Source organism: Marinobacter sp. ELB17, from assembly GCF_000169375.1.
GTDB lineage: Bacteria > Pseudomonadota > Gammaproteobacteria > Pseudomonadales > Oleiphilaceae > Marinobacter.
The window spans coordinates 1-21279 of the sequence record NZ_AAXY01000002.1; the positions used below are offsets into that span (position 1 = coordinate 1).

Sequence of the window (21279 nt, forward strand, 5' to 3'; positions counted from 1 at the left end):
GCTGTTGCTGATCCGCCAGCTGAGCACCCGGCGCGAGTACCAGTCGATAATGGCGACCAGATAAGCGAAACCATGCGCCAGGCGGATGTAGGTGATGTCCGTGCTCCAGACCTGGTTGGGTCTGACAATCGGGACGCCGCGCAGCAGGTAAGGATAGATCTTGTGTTCAGGGTGTGGACGGCTGGTATTCGGCCCCGGCGCCATGCCGGCCAAGCCCATCTCCCGCATCAGGCGTTGTACCCGCTTGCGATTGACGGTGTGACCCGCCACCTTGAGGAATACGACCATCTTGCGGCTGCCGTAGAATGGGTGTCTGGTATACTCCTCGTCAATCAGGCGACCGAATAGCAGGTCGCTTTCATCGACCGGCTTGGGCCGTTGCTGCGCATAGGCTGTGGCGCGGGATACGCCGGCCAGAATACATTGCTGAACGACGCTGACCGCAGCACCTTGGCTGATCCAGGCTTGCCGCGTCATGACTGGCTGACCCCAGACTTTTTTTTGAGCCAATCCAATTCCACCTTCAGCTTGCCGATCTCGCTGTAGAGCAGTTCTGGCTCCCGGTGGGCAGCCAGCGGCTTGGGGCCGCGCTTGCCTTCAAACAGGGTCTTGGCTTGCTCCTGTATCGCTTTCTTCCACTGACCAACCTGAACTGGATGTACGCCGTATTCCTGGCCAATCTCGTTGATCGTCTTTACGCCTCGTACGGCTTCCAAGCCAACCTTCGCCTTGAACTCCGAGGTGTGTACCTTCCGCTTCTTCGCTTCGCTCATCGTTGCTAATCCCCTTATGACAAAGTACAGCTTAAACCTTTGTCTTGAAAACGGGGTCCACTATAAAGAACACATTGACGAGCTCATCGACAGCCTGAAGAAAAATGGCATGAACAAATTGGGTGAAAACGGCGACGTAACACCCGATATGTGCCGCCGCGTATTGCAGCGGTCGCTTCGTTAAACTGTAAAAAGCTCCGTGTTTTTGATCAGATGCCGATTTTGTCGCGCACCCCGTACCACCAGGAACCCATTACCGAATACGGAACATGCGCCCGAGGGTGTGCGACCCGGTAACGGCGTGGCTGCCGTCACCGGCATAGGAGTCATTCTGAGAGTTCATCACACGATCTCCAGGTAGCTGTCATATTCAAACTTGGTCACGTAGCGGGCAAATTTACGCAATTCCTGCATTTTGCATTCGACCAACATGGTTTGCAGCCGTTTGGAGAAGATGGTCGGCACATCGGCACCCTTGCGAAAGGCGTCGATGGCGGTTGCCCAGTCCAGCGGCAAATTGTCGAGGTTCATCGAATACGCATTGCCGGTGATGGGTGCCGCCGGCTGCATCTCGTTTTCGATGCCAAGCAGTGCCCCGCCCAGAATGCTGGCCAGCACCAGATAGGGGTTGGCATCGGCGCCCGCGACGCGATGCTCTATACGCCGCGCTATGGGATCACCGCCGGGAATACGGATGGCCGCGGTTCGGTTCTCATAGCCCCAAGAGACGCTTGTCGGCGCGTGAGCGCCGGGCAGCAGGCGGCGATACGAATTTTCGTGCGGCGCAAATGTCAGCGTGTTTTGCTGCATCGTGGCCAACAACCCGGCCACCGCGTTCAACAACAGGGGCGTGCCTTCGTCGCCGCCGTTGTCGAACACGTTTATCCCGTTTTCATCGATCAATGAGAAATGCGTGTGAAACCCGCTGCCAGACAGGTCGCCATAAGGTTTCGCCATGAAGGTAGCCGCAAGCCCGTGCTTGCGGGCAATGCCGCGCACGAGACGCTTGAACAGCACGGCATCGTCAGCGGCGCGCAGAGGGTCCGCAACGTGGTGCATGTTGATCTCAAACTGGCCCGCCCCGTTTTCCGAAATCGCAGCATCGGCAGGAATGCCCTGCAATTCGCAGGCATCGTAAACGTCGTTCAGAAATTCATCGAAATGTTGCAATTCGTCCAGCGACATCGCGCCGTCGGATTCCAGTCGCTTGCCGGTAACCGGAGATCGTGGCGCCTGCGGGTAATCTTCCGAGGGGTCGACCAGATAGAATTCCAGCTCGGTCGCCACCACAGGCGTCAGTCCGCGCTGCTTGTATTGCTCGGCAATACGCGCAAGGGCCCTGCGCGGGTCGCCCGGAAACGGTGCGCCTTCTTCTTGCCGCATCCACAGCATCGCCAGCGCCGTCGGGCGACTGGTCCAGGTGATCGGCATCAATGGGCGGCCGGTAAAATCGCACAAGCCATCGGAATCGCCCGTCTCGAAAACCAACTCACTGTTTTCGACATCCTCGCCCCAAACATCCATGCCAACAATCGACAACGGCATCCGTAGCCCGCCGTCTATTACCTTGGACAACTGATCAACCGGAACGCGCTTGCCACGCATCGTGCCGTTTAAATCGCAAACGCAGGCAAAAATGGAATCAATCTCTGGATGCTGTGCCAGCCAAATTTCGGCCTTATTGTCAGACATGCGTCACCTTTCAATACCGTTTTTAAATAGTGTGATATCACTTTCAAAAATATTTATATTATTATGTTGAAGAACGGAATCTAGCAGGCGGCCGGAACCTGCTTGCACTGCCAGATGCCTCTAGAAATTTTCCTGGTTTCGCAACACGAAGCGGGCCATCCAGCCTGCTATCGCCAGGGAGTCCGTAGTTGCAGCCGGCGCACCCAGCTCGTCCAACGCCTGGTCAGCGTTACTTTCAGGCAAAGACTGACCTCGAAGATGGCGAACAAGCCGTGTTTCAAACGTTACATCGAATTCGGGGTGTGCCTGAAAGGTTAAAATGCGGTTGTCATATTGCAGAGCCGCGTAGGGACAAAAAGCAGAAAACGCCAGAACATTGGCTTGATCGGGCTTCACCACCACTTGATCCTGATGCATCGCACTGAGGGTGAATTCATTGCTATTCGGCTTCACGGCGCCTACCCCGGGAAGCAACTCGTAATGGTGTAAGCCCGCGCCCCAACCTTCAGAGTACTTGTCCACAGAGCCACCAAAAGCCTCAGCGATAATCTGGTGACCAAAACAGATGCCCAGCATGGGTCGATCGGCTTTGTAAATGTCCAGAATCAGCAACTTCAGGCGCCGCATCCAAGGCAGATCCTGATAAACATTAGCCTTCGAGCCGGTTATAACCCAAGCATCACAGTCACTGGCTGAGCCGGGAAATTCATCGTCACGTACGTCAAACGTTGCATAGTCAAATTCATAGCCGGCCCGCTTGAATAGATCTTTGAACATGTCAGCGTAAGAGCCGAATTCGGCTAGCAGATTGTCCGGCGTAATACCGGCGGCAAGAATGCCGACTTTCAAGGTCATCCGGGTTCTCCAATGGTAAAGAGCCCGCTAATCACCGGAACCACGGAGATTTCCGCTGGAACCAGTGACCGGCCAGGCAGGCGTGTTTAAGGCACATAATGGGTATGAGCTATAATAACGGTATTGGCTCTCAAAAGACTCTAGTATCAGTAGCTTCATTTTGAGCGTGGCGCGCACCCAACTCAACCAGCCATTCATTCGAGGCACCCAAATGATCAAAAATAACCTGTTTGTTCTAGCTCTAGCAGCAGTGCCACTTTCAGTCGCTGCTGACATCACCCAAGCTACCCTCTACCCCTCCCATGGCGACCTGACCTGGCAAGAAACCCAAACGGTGAAACAGGGAGATGGCGTTATCACCATTAACCGCTTGCCCGTCAGCCTCCAGGATCAAAGTGTGCGTGTATCACTGGGCGGAGTCGCCGGTGCGCAAATCCAGCAGATTGAGATTAGCCGCGTTGAACAAACCGGGTACGTATCCGAACAAACCCAGCGGCTGCGTAACGAGCTAACCCAAGTGCTAGAAAAACTTCAGGCGCAGGAAGACGCAATTCAAGCCTGGAACCAGCAAGTCACCCTGATGACCAAAGCCGCCGAGAACCCGTACGAACTGTCGGCCACCGAATTGAGTGATATGGCTGCCGCCTTAAAGCAGACAACAATGGCAGCACTGGCAGAAATTCGCGGCATACGCACCCAAATGCGTGACGACATAGCCCTGAAAGACCGCCTGGAACGGGAACTGTCACAAGCGCAGCAAAACGCCCGGGCCAGCAAAAAAGCACAGATTCACTACCGCGCCCCTGCCGGTGGCGATTTGACCATCACACTGGAATTCCAAAGCAACGAAGCGCGCTGGCGCAGCGAATACAATGCCCAACTGAGCTCCCAAGTAGCGGGCCAGAAAGCCAACGACCAAAAAAGCGGTGAATTAACGTTGCAGCATCTGGCCGTTGTACAGCAGACCACCGGTGATGACTGGCGCAACGTCGAGTTGAAACTCTCAACCGCCAATGCCCGGCGCGGAACCAACATGCCGCCCCTGGATTCCTGGGTGGTTAGCCCGGCACAGCCTGATTTTCTGGTGCGCCAGATGAAATCCGCCGCCCCCATGCTCGACAGCAGCGCCACAGCCGAGGTTGAGGCAGACTTCGGCGCCAGCGTAGAGCGCCAAAGCACCTTTAGCCAGAGCTACCGCCTGGCGCAGCCTGTCAGCATTCCAAGCGGCGGCAACGGCCAGCGCCTTATCGTAGCCGAGCACACAGTAGCGGTGGAAATGGCAGTATGGACAGCACCGGCGTATGACCCCACAGGCTATGTGCACGCCACGGGGATATTCACCGCCGATGCCCCCATACCCGCCGGCCCAGTGCAGCTGTTCCGCGATGGCCAGAGTGTCGGCAGTACCTACCTGCCTGAAATGACCAACGGCGAAGAACTGCGCCTGGGCTTCGGTGTGGATGAAGCCATACGGGTTGCCGTCATCAACGAGACTGAACGCACCGGCGAAGAAGGCATCTGGAAAAGTGAACAGGTACAGCGCCGGCAAAACCGCTTTGAAATCACCAACCATCACAATGAAGCCGTAAACCTGCGGATTTTTGACCGCCTGCCGGTGTCGCAAATCGACATCCTCACCGTAAAACCGCTGCAAATAAGCGAACCGGTGGAACGCAACGTGGACGACAAAAAAGGCGTATTAGCGTGGAACCGCACCGTATCGGCTGGCGAAACAGTCAGCGTGCAATCCGGATTTGAAGTGCGCGTGCCAGAGGGCAAACAACTGCCCGATTTATAAACCGTAAAAATGGCAAACCATCATCCTGGCGACTGAATCTGTCGCCTTGACCGGCTAGTCTGAGCCGACTCATCGGCAGCGAGCCGCTGGGCAATTAAACGGTGGTTGAAAACGACGGGTTTATGGACCCTTGAATCAATCGTTCTGCGTCAGCCCCATCTGCCAAAAATCAATCTCAAGGCGGGTAGCGTCACTGAATATTCGGCTAAGTTGATCAAACCTGGCGGAGGAGACATCGGCCAACCTCTCGTTCAGCCAGCGTATCTCGGACTGCATGGCTTCCTGAAATTCAGTGCTTTCGTACATGGCGATCCAGGCATCATACGGATTGCTGTCGCCCCGAAGCGTTTCCGCCCGGCTGTTCAACCAGTTGGCTATTTCACCGTAACCCACCATGCAGGGCGAAAGCGCCACATGCAGGTCCAACAGATCACCGCGGTTGCCGGTATCAAGCACATAACGTGTGTAGGCCAGAGTCGCTCGGGCTTCCGGAAGGTTAGCAAGCTCCTGCTCCGAAATGCCCCACTCCTTGCAATAACGAATGTGTAAATCCAGCTCGATATCCACAATCGCCATCAACCCTTCTTTGGCCTGTTTAAGGTCAGACAACGTCGGGCTTTTGTATACCGCCAGGCCATAAGCACGGGCGAACTGAATCAGAAACAGGTAATCCTGCTTCAGGTAATGTTGAAAGGCCTCTGGTGCAAGGGACCCGTCCCCCAGCTGCTGCACAAAATCGTGTTCGATGTAGGCGCGCCATTCGGCAGAGCAGCTGTTTTTTAGATCTTCAAATTGGTAGGGCATTTTGTTTCCTGTTTAATCTGCTTTTGCGCGAAGTCGGCCGCCGGCCTGCGCTTGCGGCTCGGTCAGTAAGCCTTCATCGTAACGTTGTAGCAGCAAAAAGGTCTGGGCATAGCGTGCGACAATATCCACCAGTCCGCGTCCGGCATCGGCGCCCAGCTCCGGGCTTTGGGCGGTTTTACGTATCAGTACCAGAGCCGCTTCTAGTTCGCGGGCGTTGGTTTCAAAGCGGTCGCGATTCAGGGTCCAGCCTTGGGTGAGATGTTCGCGGAGGATGCGAGTGGCCCATATTCTGAACTGAGTCGCGCGGGCAGAACTAATGCGGTAGCCGACTGAAATAACGGCGTCCAGACTGTAGTGTTTGCGTTTGCGCTCAACGTTCCGGCCACCTTCGGATTGAACTTGTAAGAAATCCTTACAAGTTGCCGCCTCTGTGAGTTCTCCCTCAGCAAAGATGTTTTTAAGGTGCATGGTGATGTTCTGCGGTTTGACATCAAACAGCATGCTCCAAACAGTCGAACATAATACGATAGTGGGAGAAACCAACCACCTACTTGCGGTGCGAACTGATTACACAAAATGCTGGTCTAAACGCCGCCTTGCTATTGTTCCTGAAACATTGAACCACTAAAGACAACTACAGACAGAATATAGGAAGGGCTAGCGCCTTAAACCGGCGATATATGCCTAAATTAAACAAGAGCGGACTCCGTCGGCAATTAACTTTGCGGCTTCATCAACCTGAGACTCGTCCGTAAACCTCCCTAAACTAAACCGAACACAAGAGGCCGCACTCTCTTCCGAAACCCCAATAGCCCGTAAAACGTATGATGATTGAATCATTCCACTATTACACGCAGATCCAGTAGAGGCACAAATTTTCGGTTGAAGAGACATCAGGAGGGATTCTGCATCAACTCCTATCAACTCAATACTGAGGCTGCCAGGGTGCCGGCATTGCCGGTCGCCATTGACTCTAAAACCGACCCCTTCATTCGACAGGCGCTCAAGAAAACGATCACTTAGCACACGAAGAGCTGACCTATGCGCCTCCCCCTCAGACTGGATCAAAGAAGCAGCCACGCCAAAACCAACGCACAGCGGAGTAGGTAATGTCCCTGCTCGTAGACCCCACTGCTGTCCGCCACCTTGGATTAATGCAGGGAAGTTATTCTGAATAGATGAATCGATGTACAAAGCGCCTATGCCTTTCGGCCCGTACAGTTTATGTGCCGAAAGGCTAAGCAAATCGACTCCCCAATCGGCAACATCAACATCCATAGCTTCCAGGGCCTGCGCCGCATCGCAATGAAAGAGCGCTCCGGCTCGATGAGCTAAATCTGAAAGGCATGAGATATCTTGGATAACACCAATCTCATTGTTGACCGCCATTATACTGACAAGCAGAACATCATCAGAGAGCATGCTCTGGTAAGCTTGCAAATCTATCTTTCCAGTGCTCAGAACCGGGATTTCCTCCATAACAAAACCAAGCTTGTTACCAAAGAACAATGCAGACTCTTTGACACATTTATGCTCAATGGCACTAACAAGCACCCTATTTCGAGGAGTCGTGTTTCCGAACATGACGCCAAACATAGCCTGATTGTTAGATTCAGTAGCACCTGAGGTAAAAACAACCTCTTCAGGTAAAGCGCCTACCGTAGATGCTACTACAGCTCTTGCCGTTTCAACCGCGTCTGATGATTTCCAACCAAGAGCGTGACTAGCGGAGTGTGGATTGCCAAACGAATCGGTAAAATAAGGCAGCATGGCTTGCATAACCCGATCATCAACAGGCGTAGTAGATTGATAATCAAGATAAATTGACTTTTCCACACGCATCACACTCTCCTCGGTCAAAAATTAAACTGGAAGCTTCGTCCAGTTCAATATTGTATTGACCTTACCCCTGTCGACCTTTATTGTCGAGACTGGAGAGACGATCCAGGGGAAAAAATGTTTAACAGTCCGCTCTATCAAATCGGGTACCAACCGCAATTTTCTGGTCATGAAACCTTCCCAATGCGCTACGGATGGCTAAAGAAGGCTTACGATGCAGTAAAAGAATCCCAAGAAAGCGACCACGACTACTCCATATTTAATGATGAGGGTGCGATCGCGAGATTTGGTGTTGGCAAAAATATGGTTGCTTCAATACGCCATTGGGCCACGCAATGCGATGTTATTAAAGCTGGCAATAAAGGCAATCAGGCCGAAGTGAGTGAAATCGGAAAAAAAATATTTGATAACAATGGGTTAGATCCTTACATGGAATATCCATCAACCCCTTGGCTTTTACACTGGAAACTTGCATCAAATAAAAAACTGACTACCTGGTACTGGGTTTTCAGTCACTTTCCTACAGACAGCTTTGAAAGAGACAACATTGTTCAGGCACTAGAGAAACTGGGCAGTGAGAAGGGTTGGTCCAGAATGTCAAAATCCACCATTAAGCGCGATGTTGAGTGCTTTGTACGCACCTACGCAGCTAAGCCTGCAACAGGAAAGCAGACACACGAAGACACTATGGAATCGCCTTTAACTGAGCTCAGCCTTTTAAAAGCCATTGGGAAAAAGGATGGGTTTCGCGTTGTCCGCGGCGCGAAACCAACACTGGGTGACGGCGTATTTGCTTACGCCGTTGTTAGTTTTTGGAACAACTTTTCTACCGCCAACACGATTTCACTAGAGGCTCTGGCACACCAACCTGGATCCCCCGGAAAAGTCTTCCAACTGAGCGAAGAAGATTTAACAGACAGACTCACTCGCATTGATATAGCAACGGATGGCGAATTGAAGTGGTCTGAAACCGCTGGCCTTAAGCAGCTTGTCCGATTCAAGACGATGTTGGACAGCGAAGCACTGAACCTAATTGATGCTGACTACAAAGATGACTTTGAAGGAAAGGTTGCGTAATGCTGTTATCAGATACTGTTTATGTCGAAAGGCGCTTCCAGCGCTCGATACGGATCGATACGGACTTACAAGATCCTGATGCACTCACGGGCTTCATTTGCCCCGAGTCGTCTGCTGCGGTTCTGTCAACAATGGCCAAACATATAGCTGAAAGCGGACAAGCGGCATTTACTTGGACTGGACCCTACGGTAGCGGAAAATCCAGCCTTGTTATCGCATTGAGTGCTTTAACGGCCAAGAGCAAGGCGCAAAGAGACCGGGCCAAACGAGCGGTCGGCGAAGAAACCTCCCAGAAAATCTGGAGCGCCTTACCTCCTGGCAAGCAAGGGTGGACAATCGTCCCAGTAGTTGGCCAAAGGGCTTCCGCTCGTAAAGTTATTGGAGAAGCGCTGATTACGAACGGTCTCGCTTACGTTGAACCAGACGACGGCTGGAACGACACCAATATTGCTCAAACACTTCTGAATTCGGCCAATAACATCACAGGCCGAGCTGGTGTGATCCTATTTATTGACGAGATGGGAAAGTTTCTAGAGGGTTCAGCACGTGATGGCTCAGATTTATACCTTTTCCAACACTTAGCAGAAATTGCATCACGCTCAAATGGAAAGCTCGTGGTGATTGGCATTCTCCATCAGGCTTTTGAAGAATACGCTAATCGCCTTTCTCGCGATGCACGAGATGAATGGTCGAAGATACAAGGTCGCTTTATAGATCTGGCCGTTAACACAGCCGGAGAAGAGCAAATTGACTTACTCGCTAGAGCTATCCACTCAAACCACGATGCCAATGCTGTCGGCCCTGATGCCTCAGTTACAGCGAAAACGATTAGATCCCACAAGCCAGGCGTAAGTGAAAATCTCGCGAACCTACTTGAGAACACCTGGCCTTTACACCCTGTAGTCGCCGCTCTACTTGGCCCCATTTCTCGTCGGCGTTTTGGGCAGAACCAAAGAAGTTTGTTTGGCTTCCTAAATTCTGCCGAACCAAACGGATTCCAGGATTTCATCAGGTCAGCAGATGGCAGCGAAACATACAGCCCAAGCCGCCTTTGGGATTACCTAAGAATAAACCTAGAATCCTCTATTATTGCTTCGCCCGATGGGCACCGGTGGGCCATGGCGGCAGAGGTTTTAGACCGCTGTGAAGCAAACGGCGGCAGCGCCGTCCATTTGCACTTGCTAAAGACTATTGCTGTGCTAGATCTGTTCCGAGAACGATCTGGCCTCTATCCAAGCCATGAACTGCTCTACACAGCGATTCAAGCAACCGAGGACGAGATAGATACTGCCCTTGAAGATCTGCGGCACTGGTCTTTAATTATCTATCGAAAACACCTAACCTCATTTGCGATCTATGCCGGCAGCGACTTCGATATCGAGTCAGCAGTCGAGCGGGCGCTTCATGAAGTCCAAGACGTTAATTTCGAAACATTGCAGCGTATGGCTGGAATGCAGCCCGTTTTGGCCAAACGTCATTACTTTACGACCGGCGCTCTTCGCTGGTTTGACGTGCAGCTTGGTTCGTTGACAGCAGTGACCTCAACGGCAACTCAATTCGTTCCTCACCAGGGCACAATTGGACTTTATCTTTTGGCTCTTCCAACTGAAGGAGAGGATGGTCAGGTTGCACGCCTACGCTGCAAAGAAGCTTCTAAAAAGGCTGCACAGAAGAACTTGAGCGTCATCGTAGGATTTCCACTTCAGGCTTGGGCTATTATAGAGCTTGCTAAAGAGCTCAAAGCGCTAGAAAAAGTACGTGAGGAAAACACAGAAATCCAAGGTGACTTGGTTGCCCAAAGAGAGGTGAACAGCAGGCTTTTTGCGCTGCAAAATCAACTTGAAGCAGAACTCCAGCAAGCGCTTTTGAATGCGGTTTGGTTTGAGAACGGACAAGAACTAACTCGCATGAATACACGGGAGCTGAACAATCGAGCTTCCAATGTCGCGGAGAAACTATACCCCGAAACCCCCCGTATTCAAAATGAGCTGCTCAACAGGACGAAACCCTCAAGTAGCGCAATAGCAGCACAAAACGCTCTGCTAAAAGCAATGGCAAACAATCTTGGGGAAGAACGGTTAGGTATCCACGGATATCCGGCTGAAGGTGGCTTGTTTGAGTCACTTCTGGGGCACACGAAATTATACGGCCAGCACAACGACAGCCTGGACTTCCTAAAGCCCCACTGGGAGAACGATTCAGCCCGCCTTTACCCAGCATGGAAAATAGCGGCTGAGTATTTAGCAGACAACTCAGATCGCTCGGTCGCTATAAACGAACTGTATGATCTTTGGGAAGACAAACCGATCGGCCTAAAAAGAGGCTTGATGTCGGTTCTAGGTGTTGCGTTTATTCTATCCCACCGCGGCGATCTCGCGTTTTATCGGGAAGGAATTTTTCAGCCCATGTTCACCGACCTAGACGTTGACTATTTGGCAAAAGATCCCGCCTCGATTCAAGTTAGGTGGATGGATCTAGGCAATCTCTCGAAGGACCTCCTTTCTGGCCTTGCAGAAGTCGTGCGCGAATTAGACAAAGGAAACCCACTGAAAGAGCTCGCTCCGATCGATGTCGCCCGAGGCTTGGTCGCAATTTTCGACCGCCTTCCAAACTGGACTAAGCGAACACAACGGTTGTCTGCGACTGCGATGAAGGTTCGATCTATCTTCAAACATGCCAGCGACCCAAATCAACTACTCTTTTCAGATTTGCCAGGCGTTTATGAAGCTGGCGCTAACATTCAAAATGTCGACGTTGCAGCTGCAATCACAAAGATAACACATGAAACGATGACTGAACTCGTCGAAGCATATCCCAAAATGCTTGAGCGAATGTCCAATCTCCTGCTGACGGAATTACAAGTACCTAGCGATTCTCCTCATGCTCTGATTGAGCTGCGAAGCCGGGCAGAAAACATTAGACAAATGTCAGGTGATTTCAGGCTTGATGCTTTCTCTAATCGCATCGCAACTTTTCAAGGCGCCAGCGAATCTATTGAGAATGTCGGGAGCCTAGCGACCAATAAACCGCCAAGGGATTGGGTGGATGCCGATTTAGACGCTGCGTTTATTGAAACTGCAGCCCTTGCACAAAAGTTTATAAGAACAGAGTCTTATGCTCGAGTTCAAGGCAGAAAAGACAAACGCCATACCATGGCAATCATCATTTCTAGAGATGGACGGCCGCAACCGCTAGAAGCAGATTTTCAAATAACAGACGCGGACCTCCCCATGGTTGAAGAGCTAGTTTCGCGCATTAGAGACTCAGTGCATCTTGATAGCAAGAATAAAAAATCTATCATCCTTGCTGCGCTTGCTGAACTGAGCAGCGAATATATGAATCTCACAACTGACACCGAACAACTTAGTTTTCTGGAGGATACAGATGTCAAACCCTGAAAAGCACGTACTCGGATTATCCGGCGGAAAGGACAGTGCCGCACTAGCAATCTATATGCGCCAAAATTACCCCGAACTCGACATCGAATATTTCTTTACCGACACAGGCAAAGAGCTGCCTGAGGTTTATGAGTTTCTTGGAAAGCTTGAAGGTTTTCTAGGCCAGCCCATCTTGAGACTCAACCCAAATCGGGACTTTGATTACTGGCTTAAGCAATACAATAACTTTCTCCCATCAGCGCAAACTAGATGGTGTACTCGACAGTTAAAGCTAAAGCCGTTTGAAGACTGGGTTAAGCCTTTTTTGGCGGAAGGATACACAGTGCATAGCTATGTCGCTATACGCGCTGATGAGCCCTATCGCGAAGGTTATAACGCCAAGCAGGACAGCCTAAAAATTCATCTGCCATTCAAAACTGACGGAATTGATAAGCCAGGTGTTTCCGAGATTCTTGAGGGCTCCGGTCTAGGCTGGCCTAAATATTACGAATGGCGCTCTAGGAGCGGCTGCACTTTTTGTTTTTACCAGCAGAAAATAGAATGGGTTCGCTTACAAGAGAGGCATCCTAAGGCCTTTGAAGAAGCCAAAGCCTATGAAAAAAATGCTCTTGAAAGTGGGTCCCCGTTCACTTGGAGTCAAGGTGAGTCTCTTATCGATCTTACCAAACCCGAACGCATAAAGCAGATCAAAGATGATTATGAAAAGCGTGTTCTAAAACTAAAATCAAAAAAGAAACAGAACCCTTTGCGAATTGATACAGAGCTAATCGATATCGACGATGTTTACGGACAGCCCAAATTCTGCGTGGCTTGTCATAAATAATGTAACGTCGGAGCTAAGGTCACTTTTTAAATAGTAAGCTTGAAATGAAGATGCCACTACCAGTCAAGATAATTGTTTAAAAACTGATGGGGCATCTTCCCTCTATACTAGGAAAAGCCTTTAAATATCAATTTTAATCAGCAGCGATGAGACCTTCTATGAGGCTGTCAATTTCTCTCAACTGTGCTCTCGCAGCAGAGCTAGCTCGATTATTTATCTCATCATTTATTTCTTCAGAAGGCCTACCGCCAAGCTCTTCCTTAACCTGAGGCCTAAAATCCTTTTTATAAGATCTCAGCAATGCTCGATAAACCTTGTCCCTGAGAAAAGAAACGTTCTCAGTCTGCGCACCATTATAGTGAACAAAAAGACAGGCATAAGAAATGACCGCTCCATAAGCCACTCTGACTTGGCTTAGCTTGTAATTTATAATATTATTGCCACTGTCTTTTACTAAATTATTTAAGAAAGAATTACTTTCTAAAAATCCAGCGTCATAGACTCTATTAAACGAGGAAACAAATAATTTCGCACCATCAGCCCACGGAATTATTTCTTCATCTGCCCAAATAACTTCTATAAAACTTTTAAACGCTGAAAATATCGACCGCAAGCCAACCGCTTTAGAAAAAACATCGCCGAGCTTTGATTTATCCGTATTACATTTTCCTAACAATACCTTTTTTGACTTCGACACTTCTCGCTCTATCAGTTCATCGGAATAGTCTGAGCCGTATACGACCCTTGACCAGGCGTGAATCTCGCTATCAGTAGTAAGTTCATTTTCTAAGTTCTTCAAGAAGCTAATATATTCCGAATAAGGCTTAATACTGCTAAGTATATAAAAAAAACTTGGAAGTACCGTTTCGCCGAATCTAGACCTTACAGATTCTCGCAAACTAGCAATTGAGCCATCACCTAATAGTGGACCCTGATCGTCCCAGAATAATGCGCTCTTTTGATCAACTGAAAGCGCAAAAGTTTTATCGCTATCGTCATCTTCACTGATAAAAAAATGGATAAGAAGGTCTTCTAGCTCATCAACGGCAATAAGATGGGTTGTATATTCAGGATACTCCTCATCTTTATGATCTCTCCAATTGAAAATGGCTAGCGGAACACCATTGTCCCTGCACTTATCCAATAACTCCTGCGTACATATTGCTGAAACACTATAGTCATTTAAAAGTATGGTTCGTGAGCGGGTTGGTTGTTTCGCTTGTTTATTTATGGTGACAAATATATTGCGTGTTTTCTCCAAAATTCCATCAGTGGTCTCGCCTTCTGAAGCATGACCGATCGTTACCAAGACAATTGGAATTCTCCAGTTTATGAAATCTACATTCCTTAGATCTTCGCTTCCTGGGTTCTGTTTATGCAACGCAAAGAGTCTTTTAAGCGCGTGCAACCGATGCTGCCCATCGATTGCAACCAATCTCACCTTATTCGGATTCCAAAGAAGTTTTGCATCAAAATGATTATCATCATAACTCAGCTTATAATGATCATGTATTTCAAATGCGTGACTAAATTTCGCGTCTGGCTGAGCTACTTCTTCTTTCACATTTTTATCAAGTGTGCCATTGTTACTTATCGGCAGAACAGCTATTGTTAACGGGTTGAAAAATTTCGCCATTGAATCATTAAGAAAATATGGAATAATTTCGTTCTTTACTCGTTCTTTATCAATATCGCGCTGAAACAATTGGCGAATTGGCCATCGCTCACTGCCAGGAATCTCTGACACAAGACCTATTTTGTCTATCTCAGCAACAGCTAAATTTAATTGCATATAATTGATTACATTGTCTGATGACCCAAAGACCCCGAAAACACCTGCGAGGTTTTCAGTGTAAGAGTTTTTCTCATCTATATCGCGACGCATAAAATATCCTCAAATTTCCCCAAAAGCCGGACCGGTAATGTTTTTCACTATATATTCCAAAACTTGAATAGCATCATCATCCATGAAATCATGCTCAGAGCCACCAAAGTGATGAAAAGGTATACAACAAAATATAAGCTGTGTCATCTCGATGTCTAGTCCTTTAATATTAGAGAAGTTTTTAAATCGCTTATGGAAATCATTACCCCCAGAACCCGTCAAGTGCTGTTCATATCTACCTGATAGATTTTTGGTAAGACCAACATATAGAGGCTTTGAAAATATCGACGTCAAATTAATAGTTTGCCTCAATGCCTTAAAATCATTAGTCGAAAGTGAGCTTGACATGTCTCGCCATTTTTTCTCCAAAGTGCTTTGCACTCTATAATCTTCTGTAATGCACGCCTCATATTTAAAACGCGCCCACTGAAACTCAACTTGCCCCTTCAGACTGTAACTGCCTTTAACCTTTGAATCGTAATTATAATATGATTTACACCTTTTAATCTCTGCAGACAAATCTCCTCTAATATCGATTGGCAAAAACCAGGCATAGATCCCTGGTTTCTGCGGGATTTTAGAAGATGTCTTCTCTGTAAAAAAGCCAATTTGGTCAGAACTCAGTTTTCGCCATAAATCTTGCTGAGAATAAAATGGTATATCCATATTGACCTTGTATTCGTTAAAAGATATAAAATTAAATTTTGAATGCTTTATACATTTGAGCCAAAAAAATCTTCAGTTAACCCAACTTTCATTTACGTTAATCAACTTGATCATCTAAGCCTGATTTCAAAGCTAACAGGGGCAACTTCAAACACATCACCCAAAAACTCACCTATCCAAAGAATTATATTATTCCAATGTAGTCGACACTCATCTTGATCTAAAAAAGCGTCGAAGCTTCTAATAATTTTAATTCCCGTTGGTTCATCAAGTTTTTTCGGAATTTCATTTATTATCGCACCAAATATTACGAAATCCCTTAATTGAAGCCCAACAAACTCATAGAACTGAGATTTCTTTAGGTTATCAGGAACATTTAAGGTTGCGATGTCCTCCACAGCATCTTCAATTGCTCCGACAGTATAGTGTTTTTTATTTACACTTTTATCATAAACGCTATGAAGAATATGCGGCATGCTACTTTTTGGCAACCAGATGCCGTTATTGTCAGAACTAACTTCCATCGCTTTATTCACTATTTCTTTCACTGCATCTCCATCTAACGCACGAACTTCTTCTAATATTTTTGATACATCATCTTCAGTAATAAGGTTTGCCGTCTTCATGTAGAGAACTAACCTTGAAACGCTAGGGTCGCCCCAAGAGCTAGGGCTCAAAATTTCGACATTAGGATTCGCCACCCATCCGAGAGCCGAATTAGTTACATTCGCTGAGCCGATTAGAACCTCATCATCAGCTGAATAAAGTTTTGCATGCAGATTGCTTATATTAAATAGGCGAAACCTAGCTCGCTCTTCACAATAATCAAACACCTCTATATCAGAAACACCTAAATAAATGTCCATCGCACGCAAACACATGAAGACATCGACGTCCACACCAGAGGGAATTACAGTGGTAAGTGACTTTAAAGCCGACAGCTTTACATATGGAGCACAAACAACAACTCTGTATTTAGCTTTTGAAAACAGAAGCTTAACTTTTTCCCCATCAGTAATCATTACTATTTAACCCTATAGCAGATCATCCTCAATAGGATCAAGAAAGTTTGCAGCAATTTGACCCCATTCGTTGCGAACTCGCGCGAGTGCCTTTGCGCGTTCAACACTCGCCTCCCTCTCATATCGAGCCCAGGCGGCAAAAATTACTTTTGACGCATTTATAGATCTAATTAGCCGATCCAGTATCTCTTGCTTGCTCAGATCCGAAATATCTTCATCTGTAGTTCTGATTGTGCCAAAAATGCTATCAAACGCTGGATGATTTCGGTTGAATGTGATTTCTGTAATGCTACCTTTCCTCTCGACATCAAAAAGATCGTTCGGTCCTGGAAAATCGGCCTCTAAAAAAATTGCTTTTAAATCTCTTTCTTTGATCAGATTTATTATCATCTCAGCATCTTCTACCGAATACTGTTTATTCGACGTAAGATCCTGTTTCATATCTGCATAGGCAATTTCGTCTAGCTTTTCATCCTCTCCTTCAATAGGCCTCTGGACAGAGCGCGTTTTCCAACCTTCATTCAAAGATTTCGTCACGTCATCCACATCATCGTGCCTACTTGAAGTTTGTCTCTTCCCAGCTCCTTGAGATTTGACCATTTTTCGTAGGCGCTCGAGATTTCGTTTGATCGAGTTACTCAGATCCAACAGCCAACCTCGGGGATCACCCTCGGCCTTCAATCGTTCTGTAACATCACGTTCGGTTTCGTCTTCCTCTGCTAGCTGCTCCCACTGAAGTGAAGCAAGCTCAGAGAAATGTGTAGCCGCTTGTTTGTTATTAGTCACACCAAACACTTCGTCTAACGCCGGTGGAAATTCAACCTCTGCTCCCCACCAACGCTCTCGTGGGTCGTATCCAATGCACCATCCCTGGTCGAGCATGAGCTCCCTTCCCGCGCGCAATACGGAAACGCCTACATTGTGACTTGCATGCTTCCCATAGCGCATGTTGCCTCTATCCTTAGTGCCAGCAGCTTGAATCGTTTCGCTTTTGGCGACGGAGTAACGCGTAATGACCTTATACAGCCCACCGTTGTATTCAATCTCTGCTTGTTCCTCATCCACGAAATCAAACATCGGGCTATTCGTAAAAGGTTCAGGCACCAACGGACTCATTTTTAGATAAAGAGGATCAACGAGCTGAGCTGTATGATTCAGTACGCCTTTGCCTGAGCCGTTTTCTGCATAAAGACGAATACTTAGCTCTCCGGCATCGAGAAAATTTCGATAGATTCGACCTACTAGTTCTTCAGTATTGTGCAAGGTCGCTTTTGATGTCTTCCAGGTGAGCCTTGTCGGATCTAACTTGGTCCATACAACAAGCGTTCCTGACTTTTCCATGATTTCAGTTTTCGCACGCCATTCGTCAGGAACAGGGCTATGCTGGGGTTCTGGAATATACCTTTGATGACCCTGACGAATCTCATCAACGTCAATATAGCTGTGAAGGGCGTTATCTGCTCCATTTTGCCAACTCCAGACGTCCACTCGTGCTGCTTGCGAGATCGAAGCATTAGGCAAGCCCATACCGAATCGGCCGATGCCGCTACGATCATTTAATCGGGTACCGTTGCCAAACTGCAGAGCCATTCGGAGGGTCACTGCATCCATGCCTTGGCCATTGTCGATTACAGCTAACCTATCAATTCGCGAGCGTCTTCTTTCTTCAATCATTTTTTCAGTTTCGAGACAGATTACTTCAATCTCGGATGCACCCGCTTGCTGGGAATTATCAATGAGCTCCGCTATCGCATAAGCAGTATTCTTGTATCCAGAATCCCTCATCGCCACGATGGCAAGCTCTGAAGGAATAATTTGTGGCTCCACGTCGTAGCTCATTGATTCACTCATTTTCCGTACCCCATACATCTTCCCAGTTCATAAAGGCCTCAGCGATGTCACCAAAGCCTGGCAAATTCGTATCTACTACGGTGCTAATAGTGCAGGTTTCGTTCCCCCCCGCCTTTACGCCGCGAGTCGCTCTCCCAACCATCTGGCTATAGAGCACAAGTGATTTGGTAGGCCTCGCTATTACCGCTGCGCTGGTCTCGGGCGCATCAAACCCAGTAGTGAGCACACCATAATTGCACATCACCATCGGGACGTTTGTTCTCCGCCTGAATTTTCTAATAGTTCGCGTCCGTTGAGAGCTTGATGAACCGCCAGTGACGATGCCCGAGTCAACACCTATAGCATCCAACAACAAAGCAACTTTCTTCGCATTTGCAACGGAAGCAGAAAAGAAAATTATTCGCTTGTGGCCTTCGGATATTAAGCATTGAATTTCCCGAATAGCTAGAGCATTCCTGCTAGGGTCGTCTCCGAGTTGTTCAAGGAGTTCATTTGAATAATCGATGCCTTTTCGTTCTTTTGAGGAAGTCTCAAAGCTCTCCGATTGAAACTCAAGAGCACGAAACTCGGGCTTTGCAAGATATCCGTTATCAATCAAAAATGACACTGGATCCGAGTAACCAGGTATTGAGAGGGTTACCTTATTTCCATCAAAAAAATCCGAAAGGCGTGAGTCCTCAGATATGTCATTCCACGTTCTTCCGGGCGTTGCGGATAGCCCTATGAGCGCGTTGTCCGCACCAGTTTCGGTGAGCTGCTCAATTACGGAACTATAGGTTGGTGCTATTGCCTGATGTGCCTCGTCTATAACAACTAATTTCGTTCTTCGGCCAATACGGAACGCAGGTATCGGGTGCCGTTCAAAATACGCACTCAGCTTCTGAAGACCGCCAATTAAAACCCCATCTTCAAAGCCCTCAAAGTCTAGATCTCCACCTCCCCAGGCTCTCTTTACCAATACTTCACGATTTCCCATCTGACACCAGGCCTGCTCAAAAGCGTCAGCCGCTTGTTCGAGCAACTCGGCACTACTCGCCAGCCAAACAATGACGCAAGGCTCATGTTCAATTAAGTATCGAACAATAATATGCATGGCCGTGCGCGTTTTACCGGCACCTGTTGGCATGTGCAGAAGAACTCTCGATGAACCGCGATAAATGTGCCGCCATACTTGCTGAGCCGCTCTTCTCTGATGGTCAAAGAGCGAGTATTGAGCACCAAGTGATTGTGTCGCCAAAGCGGCTGTTGTTAGTGGCTCACTTGGCGGCTCTATTCCAAAAAAGCCAGATAATACTTGGAGAGAATCTTGAGAAATTTGAGAACTGCCCTCGTTTAGCAACGTTAACGACATTCCAATTCGTCGTTCAAGCTCTTTCTGCTTATCAGAACTCAGCTTCGAAACAAGGAATGTTAGAAAATCCGAATTTTTGAGATAGTCCTCTGGGGACTCATTGATCATTCGCGCAAATATGTGACGGCAAGCTGCCACCTGATCGACGCCGGGGGCAATTCCGTTTAGCGATTCGACGATGTCGCTACCCACCCAATGGTAGACAGATTCAGTGTCTAAAGAATCGACTAAGCTGTATAGATCAACACCTGGTTTCATAACAATCTTCGCAGTCAAAAACTTAAACATAGATGAAACTTACTTTCCTATCAATGCAGCCCTTCATTCCTATACAGACTTTCGATGACAGACACCGTGCCTCACCGAGTTCAGAGCTAGGCCGGTCACCGGCCATCCACCCATGTGAATCCCTGTGGACGGAGTCTCGATTCTCCATCAAAACGATACGCGCATAGCTTTCCACCGTTCTCGCCCGCTACACTGTAGTCTAAGCAGGCAACGTATTCAGTTAACGGCGCTGGCTCTCCTGTCCTCCAGTAATGGCCAACAAACACCGGCTTTTTCTCGTCGTAACCAGGAAGAATGTGCGCCTCCACAGGGTTGTGAGGGATCTTGTCAATCTCTGAGCCGGGCACCATGGCAAGAGCATGATAGGTCAGGTTCTCTGTTTGCCACCACCTGGTTCTGATTTCATGGCGAGGGTTCCCTTCTTTATCAAGGAAAAAGTGCGGTTTTGGCAGCAATATCTCCAGCCCTTTCAGCAGGGTTTCGATCATATTGTAGGCTTCACTGCCATCTCGACTGGCTTTTTCCCAAGAGTCCGACAACAATCGATTCTCTTTATCGATGTAACCACGGGCTTGCTCCAGATGCTCGGGAGACCAACAGGCGTGAACAACTCTGAGCTCTGGTAGGTCCAGAAATATTGGAAGAGTTTTAAACCACTCAACAAAATCCTCGTGAAGTTCACTGCCCTCAACCACCTGTTCCAGAAACTCCTTATGCTGGCGATGATTCTTGTCGGTATGAAGGCGTAAATATTTTTTCTGATTTTCTGGATTGGGAGTGTCCCCAGCAACGGCATTAAGTTCATGTTCGGGATCTTCAGTATCCCAACAATCGGCATCAAATTCATGATCGGGGTCTTCAGTAGCCCAGCAAACCGCATTGAATTCGTGGTTACCCATAACGGCCATTGCTTTGCCCTTATCGACCATCGCTTTGGCAATCTGAACCGTTTCAACCTGCTCCGGACCGCGGTCCACAAAATCGCCCAGGAAGATGACCATGCGCTCAGGGTGCTGCCAAGCACCGTCAATTTCTTGGTAGTCCATTTTGGTGAGTAATGCTTTCAGCTCTGTGGCGTAGCCGTGAATATCGCCGATGAGATCATACATATTCATTCCTCCATGAAGTGTTATTTTTTTAGTTAGCTTAGCCTGCCA

At 48.2% G+C, this 21279-nt stretch carries 15 protein-coding genes and 1 pseudogene; 4 read left to right on the plus strand and 12 right to left on the minus strand.

From position 1 onward, the window contains the following. The 3 genes and pseudogenes from MELB17_RS23545 to MELB17_RS02755 all read right to left on the minus strand — a co-directional run. Positions 1–773: pseudogene (locus tag MELB17_RS23545) on the minus strand (IS3 family transposase); the annotation flags it as partial. Positions 774–1115: 342 nt separating this feature from the next. Next, on the minus strand, positions 1116–2465 hold the full coding sequence (locus MELB17_RS02750) for a glutamine synthetase family protein (RefSeq protein WP_007348606.1): 1350 nt from the start codon (positions 2463–2465) through the stop codon (positions 1116–1118). A gap of 120 nt (positions 2466–2585) precedes the next feature. Beyond that, a complete protein-coding gene (locus MELB17_RS02755) occupies positions 2586–3320 on the minus strand; it encodes a glutamine amidotransferase-related protein (protein ID WP_007348607.1) in 735 nt (244 codons plus the stop codon). Positions 3321–3531: 211 nt separating this feature from the next. Between MELB17_RS02755 and MELB17_RS02760 the strand changes: the two genes are divergently transcribed. After that, positions 3532–5118: a DUF4139 domain-containing protein gene (locus MELB17_RS02760; RefSeq protein ID WP_050774893.1), complete on the plus strand. Its 1587-nt coding sequence runs from the start codon at positions 3532–3534 to the stop codon at positions 5116–5118. A gap of 135 nt (positions 5119–5253) precedes the next feature. Here MELB17_RS02760 and tenA read toward each other — a convergent pair whose 3' ends face one another. The 3 genes from tenA to MELB17_RS02775 all read right to left on the minus strand — a co-directional run bounded on the left by tenA (position 5254) and on the right by MELB17_RS02775 (position 7764). Continuing rightward, positions 5254–5922 carry a thiaminase II gene (gene tenA, locus MELB17_RS02765; protein ID WP_007348609.1) on the minus strand — a complete coding sequence of 223 codons (669 nt, stop codon included), beginning with the start codon at positions 5920–5922 and terminating at the stop codon, positions 5254–5256. Positions 5923–5934: 12 nt separating this feature from the next. Next, entirely contained in the window at positions 5935–6423 is a 489-nt protein-coding gene (locus MELB17_RS02770; RefSeq protein ID WP_007348610.1) for a virulence RhuM family protein, read from the minus strand. 183 nt (positions 6424–6606) lie between these two features. After that, positions 6607–7764 (minus strand): cysteine desulfurase family protein, encoded by a 1158-nt coding sequence (locus MELB17_RS02775; RefSeq protein WP_007348611.1) that lies wholly within the window; start codon positions 7762–7764, stop codon positions 6607–6609. 114 nt (positions 7765–7878) lie between these two features. Here MELB17_RS02775 and MELB17_RS02780 point away from each other — a divergent pair, with 114 nt between their 5' ends. The 3 genes from MELB17_RS02780 to MELB17_RS02790 are packed head-to-tail and all read left to right on the plus strand — an operon-like array spanning position 7879 to position 13059. Beyond that, complete coding sequence (locus MELB17_RS02780) at positions 7879–8838, plus strand: DUF4007 family protein (protein ID WP_050774894.1); 960 nt, start codon at positions 7879–7881, stop codon at positions 8836–8838. Beyond that, positions 8838–12236 carry a hypothetical protein gene (locus MELB17_RS02785; RefSeq protein WP_007348613.1) on the plus strand — a complete coding sequence of 1133 codons (3399 nt, stop codon included), beginning with the start codon at positions 8838–8840 and terminating at the stop codon, positions 12234–12236. Before MELB17_RS02780 ends, MELB17_RS02785 begins: the two co-directional genes overlap by 1 nt. Then, a complete protein-coding gene (locus MELB17_RS02790; protein WP_007348614.1) occupies positions 12223–13059 on the plus strand; it encodes a phosphoadenosine phosphosulfate reductase family protein in 837 nt (278 codons plus the stop codon). Before MELB17_RS02785 ends, MELB17_RS02790 begins: the two co-directional genes overlap by 14 nt. Before the next feature lie 133 nt (positions 13060–13192). On the opposite strand, the gene MELB17_RS02795 is transcribed toward MELB17_RS02790, so the two are convergent. The 6 genes from MELB17_RS02795 to MELB17_RS02820 all read right to left on the minus strand — a co-directional run bounded on the left by MELB17_RS02795 (position 13193) and on the right by MELB17_RS02820 (position 21231). Then, positions 13193–14944, minus strand: coding sequence for a DNA sulfur modification protein DndB (locus MELB17_RS02795; protein WP_007348615.1), 1752 nt, complete (start codon positions 14942–14944; stop codon positions 13193–13195). Positions 14945–14953: 9 nt separating this feature from the next. Continuing rightward, positions 14954–15610: a hypothetical protein gene (locus tag MELB17_RS02800; RefSeq protein ID WP_007348616.1), complete on the minus strand. Its 657-nt coding sequence runs from the start codon at positions 15608–15610 to the stop codon at positions 14954–14956. 110 nt (positions 15611–15720) lie between these two features. Further along, positions 15721–16632 carry a phospholipase D family protein gene (locus tag MELB17_RS02805; protein WP_007348617.1) on the minus strand — a complete coding sequence of 304 codons (912 nt, stop codon included), beginning with the start codon at positions 16630–16632 and terminating at the stop codon, positions 15721–15723. A gap of 12 nt (positions 16633–16644) precedes the next feature. Beyond that, positions 16645–18471, minus strand: a complete 1827-nt coding sequence (locus MELB17_RS02810) for an ATP-binding protein (protein ID WP_007348618.1) — start codon at positions 18469–18471, stop codon at positions 16645–16647. A gap of 4 nt (positions 18472–18475) precedes the next feature. Then, positions 18476–20122, minus strand: a complete 1647-nt coding sequence (locus tag MELB17_RS02815) for a DEAD/DEAH box helicase (protein ID WP_007348619.1) — start codon at positions 20120–20122, stop codon at positions 18476–18478. A 95-nt stretch (positions 20123–20217) separates the two neighbouring features. After that, positions 20218–21231, minus strand: coding sequence for a metallophosphoesterase (locus tag MELB17_RS02820; protein ID WP_007348620.1), 1014 nt, complete (start codon positions 21229–21231; stop codon positions 20218–20220). Positions 21232–21279 lie beyond the last annotated feature (48 nt).

Bases quoted from the DNA above. Each gene is read 5' to 3' on its own strand.
- MELB17_RS02750 (WP_007348606.1), bottom strand. From the start codon at position 2,465: ATGTCTGACAATAAGGCCGAAATTTGGCTGGCACAGCATCCAGAGATT.
- MELB17_RS02755 (WP_007348607.1), bottom strand. From the start codon at position 3,320: ATGACCTTGAAAGTCGGCATTCTTGCCGCCGGTATTACGCCGGACAAT.
- MELB17_RS02760 (WP_050774893.1), top strand. From the start codon at position 3,532: ATGATCAAAAATAACCTGTTTGTTCTAGCTCTAGCAGCAGTGCCACTT.
- tenA (WP_007348609.1), bottom strand. From the start codon at position 5,922: ATGCCCTACCAATTTGAAGATCTAAAAAACAGCTGCTCTGCCGAATGG.
- MELB17_RS02770 (WP_007348610.1), bottom strand. From the start codon at position 6,423: ATGCTGTTTGATGTCAAACCGCAGAACATCACCATGCACCTTAAAAAC.
- MELB17_RS02775 (WP_007348611.1), bottom strand. From the start codon at position 7,764: ATGCGTGTGGAAAAGTCAATTTATCTTGATTATCAATCTACTACGCCT.
- MELB17_RS02780 (WP_050774894.1), top strand. From the start codon at position 7,879: ATGTTTAACAGTCCGCTCTATCAAATCGGGTACCAACCGCAATTTTCT.
- MELB17_RS02785 (WP_007348613.1), top strand. From the start codon at position 8,838: ATGCTGTTATCAGATACTGTTTATGTCGAAAGGCGCTTCCAGCGCTCG.
- MELB17_RS02790 (WP_007348614.1), top strand. From the start codon at position 12,223: ATGTCAAACCCTGAAAAGCACGTACTCGGATTATCCGGCGGAAAGGAC.
- MELB17_RS02795 (WP_007348615.1), bottom strand. From the start codon at position 14,944: ATGCGTCGCGATATAGATGAGAAAAACTCTTACACTGAAAACCTCGCA.
- MELB17_RS02800 (WP_007348616.1), bottom strand. From the start codon at position 15,610: ATGGATATACCATTTTATTCTCAGCAAGATTTATGGCGAAAACTGAGT.
- MELB17_RS02805 (WP_007348617.1), bottom strand. From the start codon at position 16,632: ATGATTACTGATGGGGAAAAAGTTAAGCTTCTGTTTTCAAAAGCTAAA.
- MELB17_RS02810 (WP_007348618.1), bottom strand. From the start codon at position 18,471: ATGAGCTACGACGTGGAGCCACAAATTATTCCTTCAGAGCTTGCCATC.
- MELB17_RS02815 (WP_007348619.1), bottom strand. From the start codon at position 20,122: ATGTTTAAGTTTTTGACTGCGAAGATTGTTATGAAACCAGGTGTTGAT.
- MELB17_RS02820 (WP_007348620.1), bottom strand. From the start codon at position 21,231: ATGTATGATCTCATCGGCGATATTCACGGCTACGCCACAGAGCTGAAA.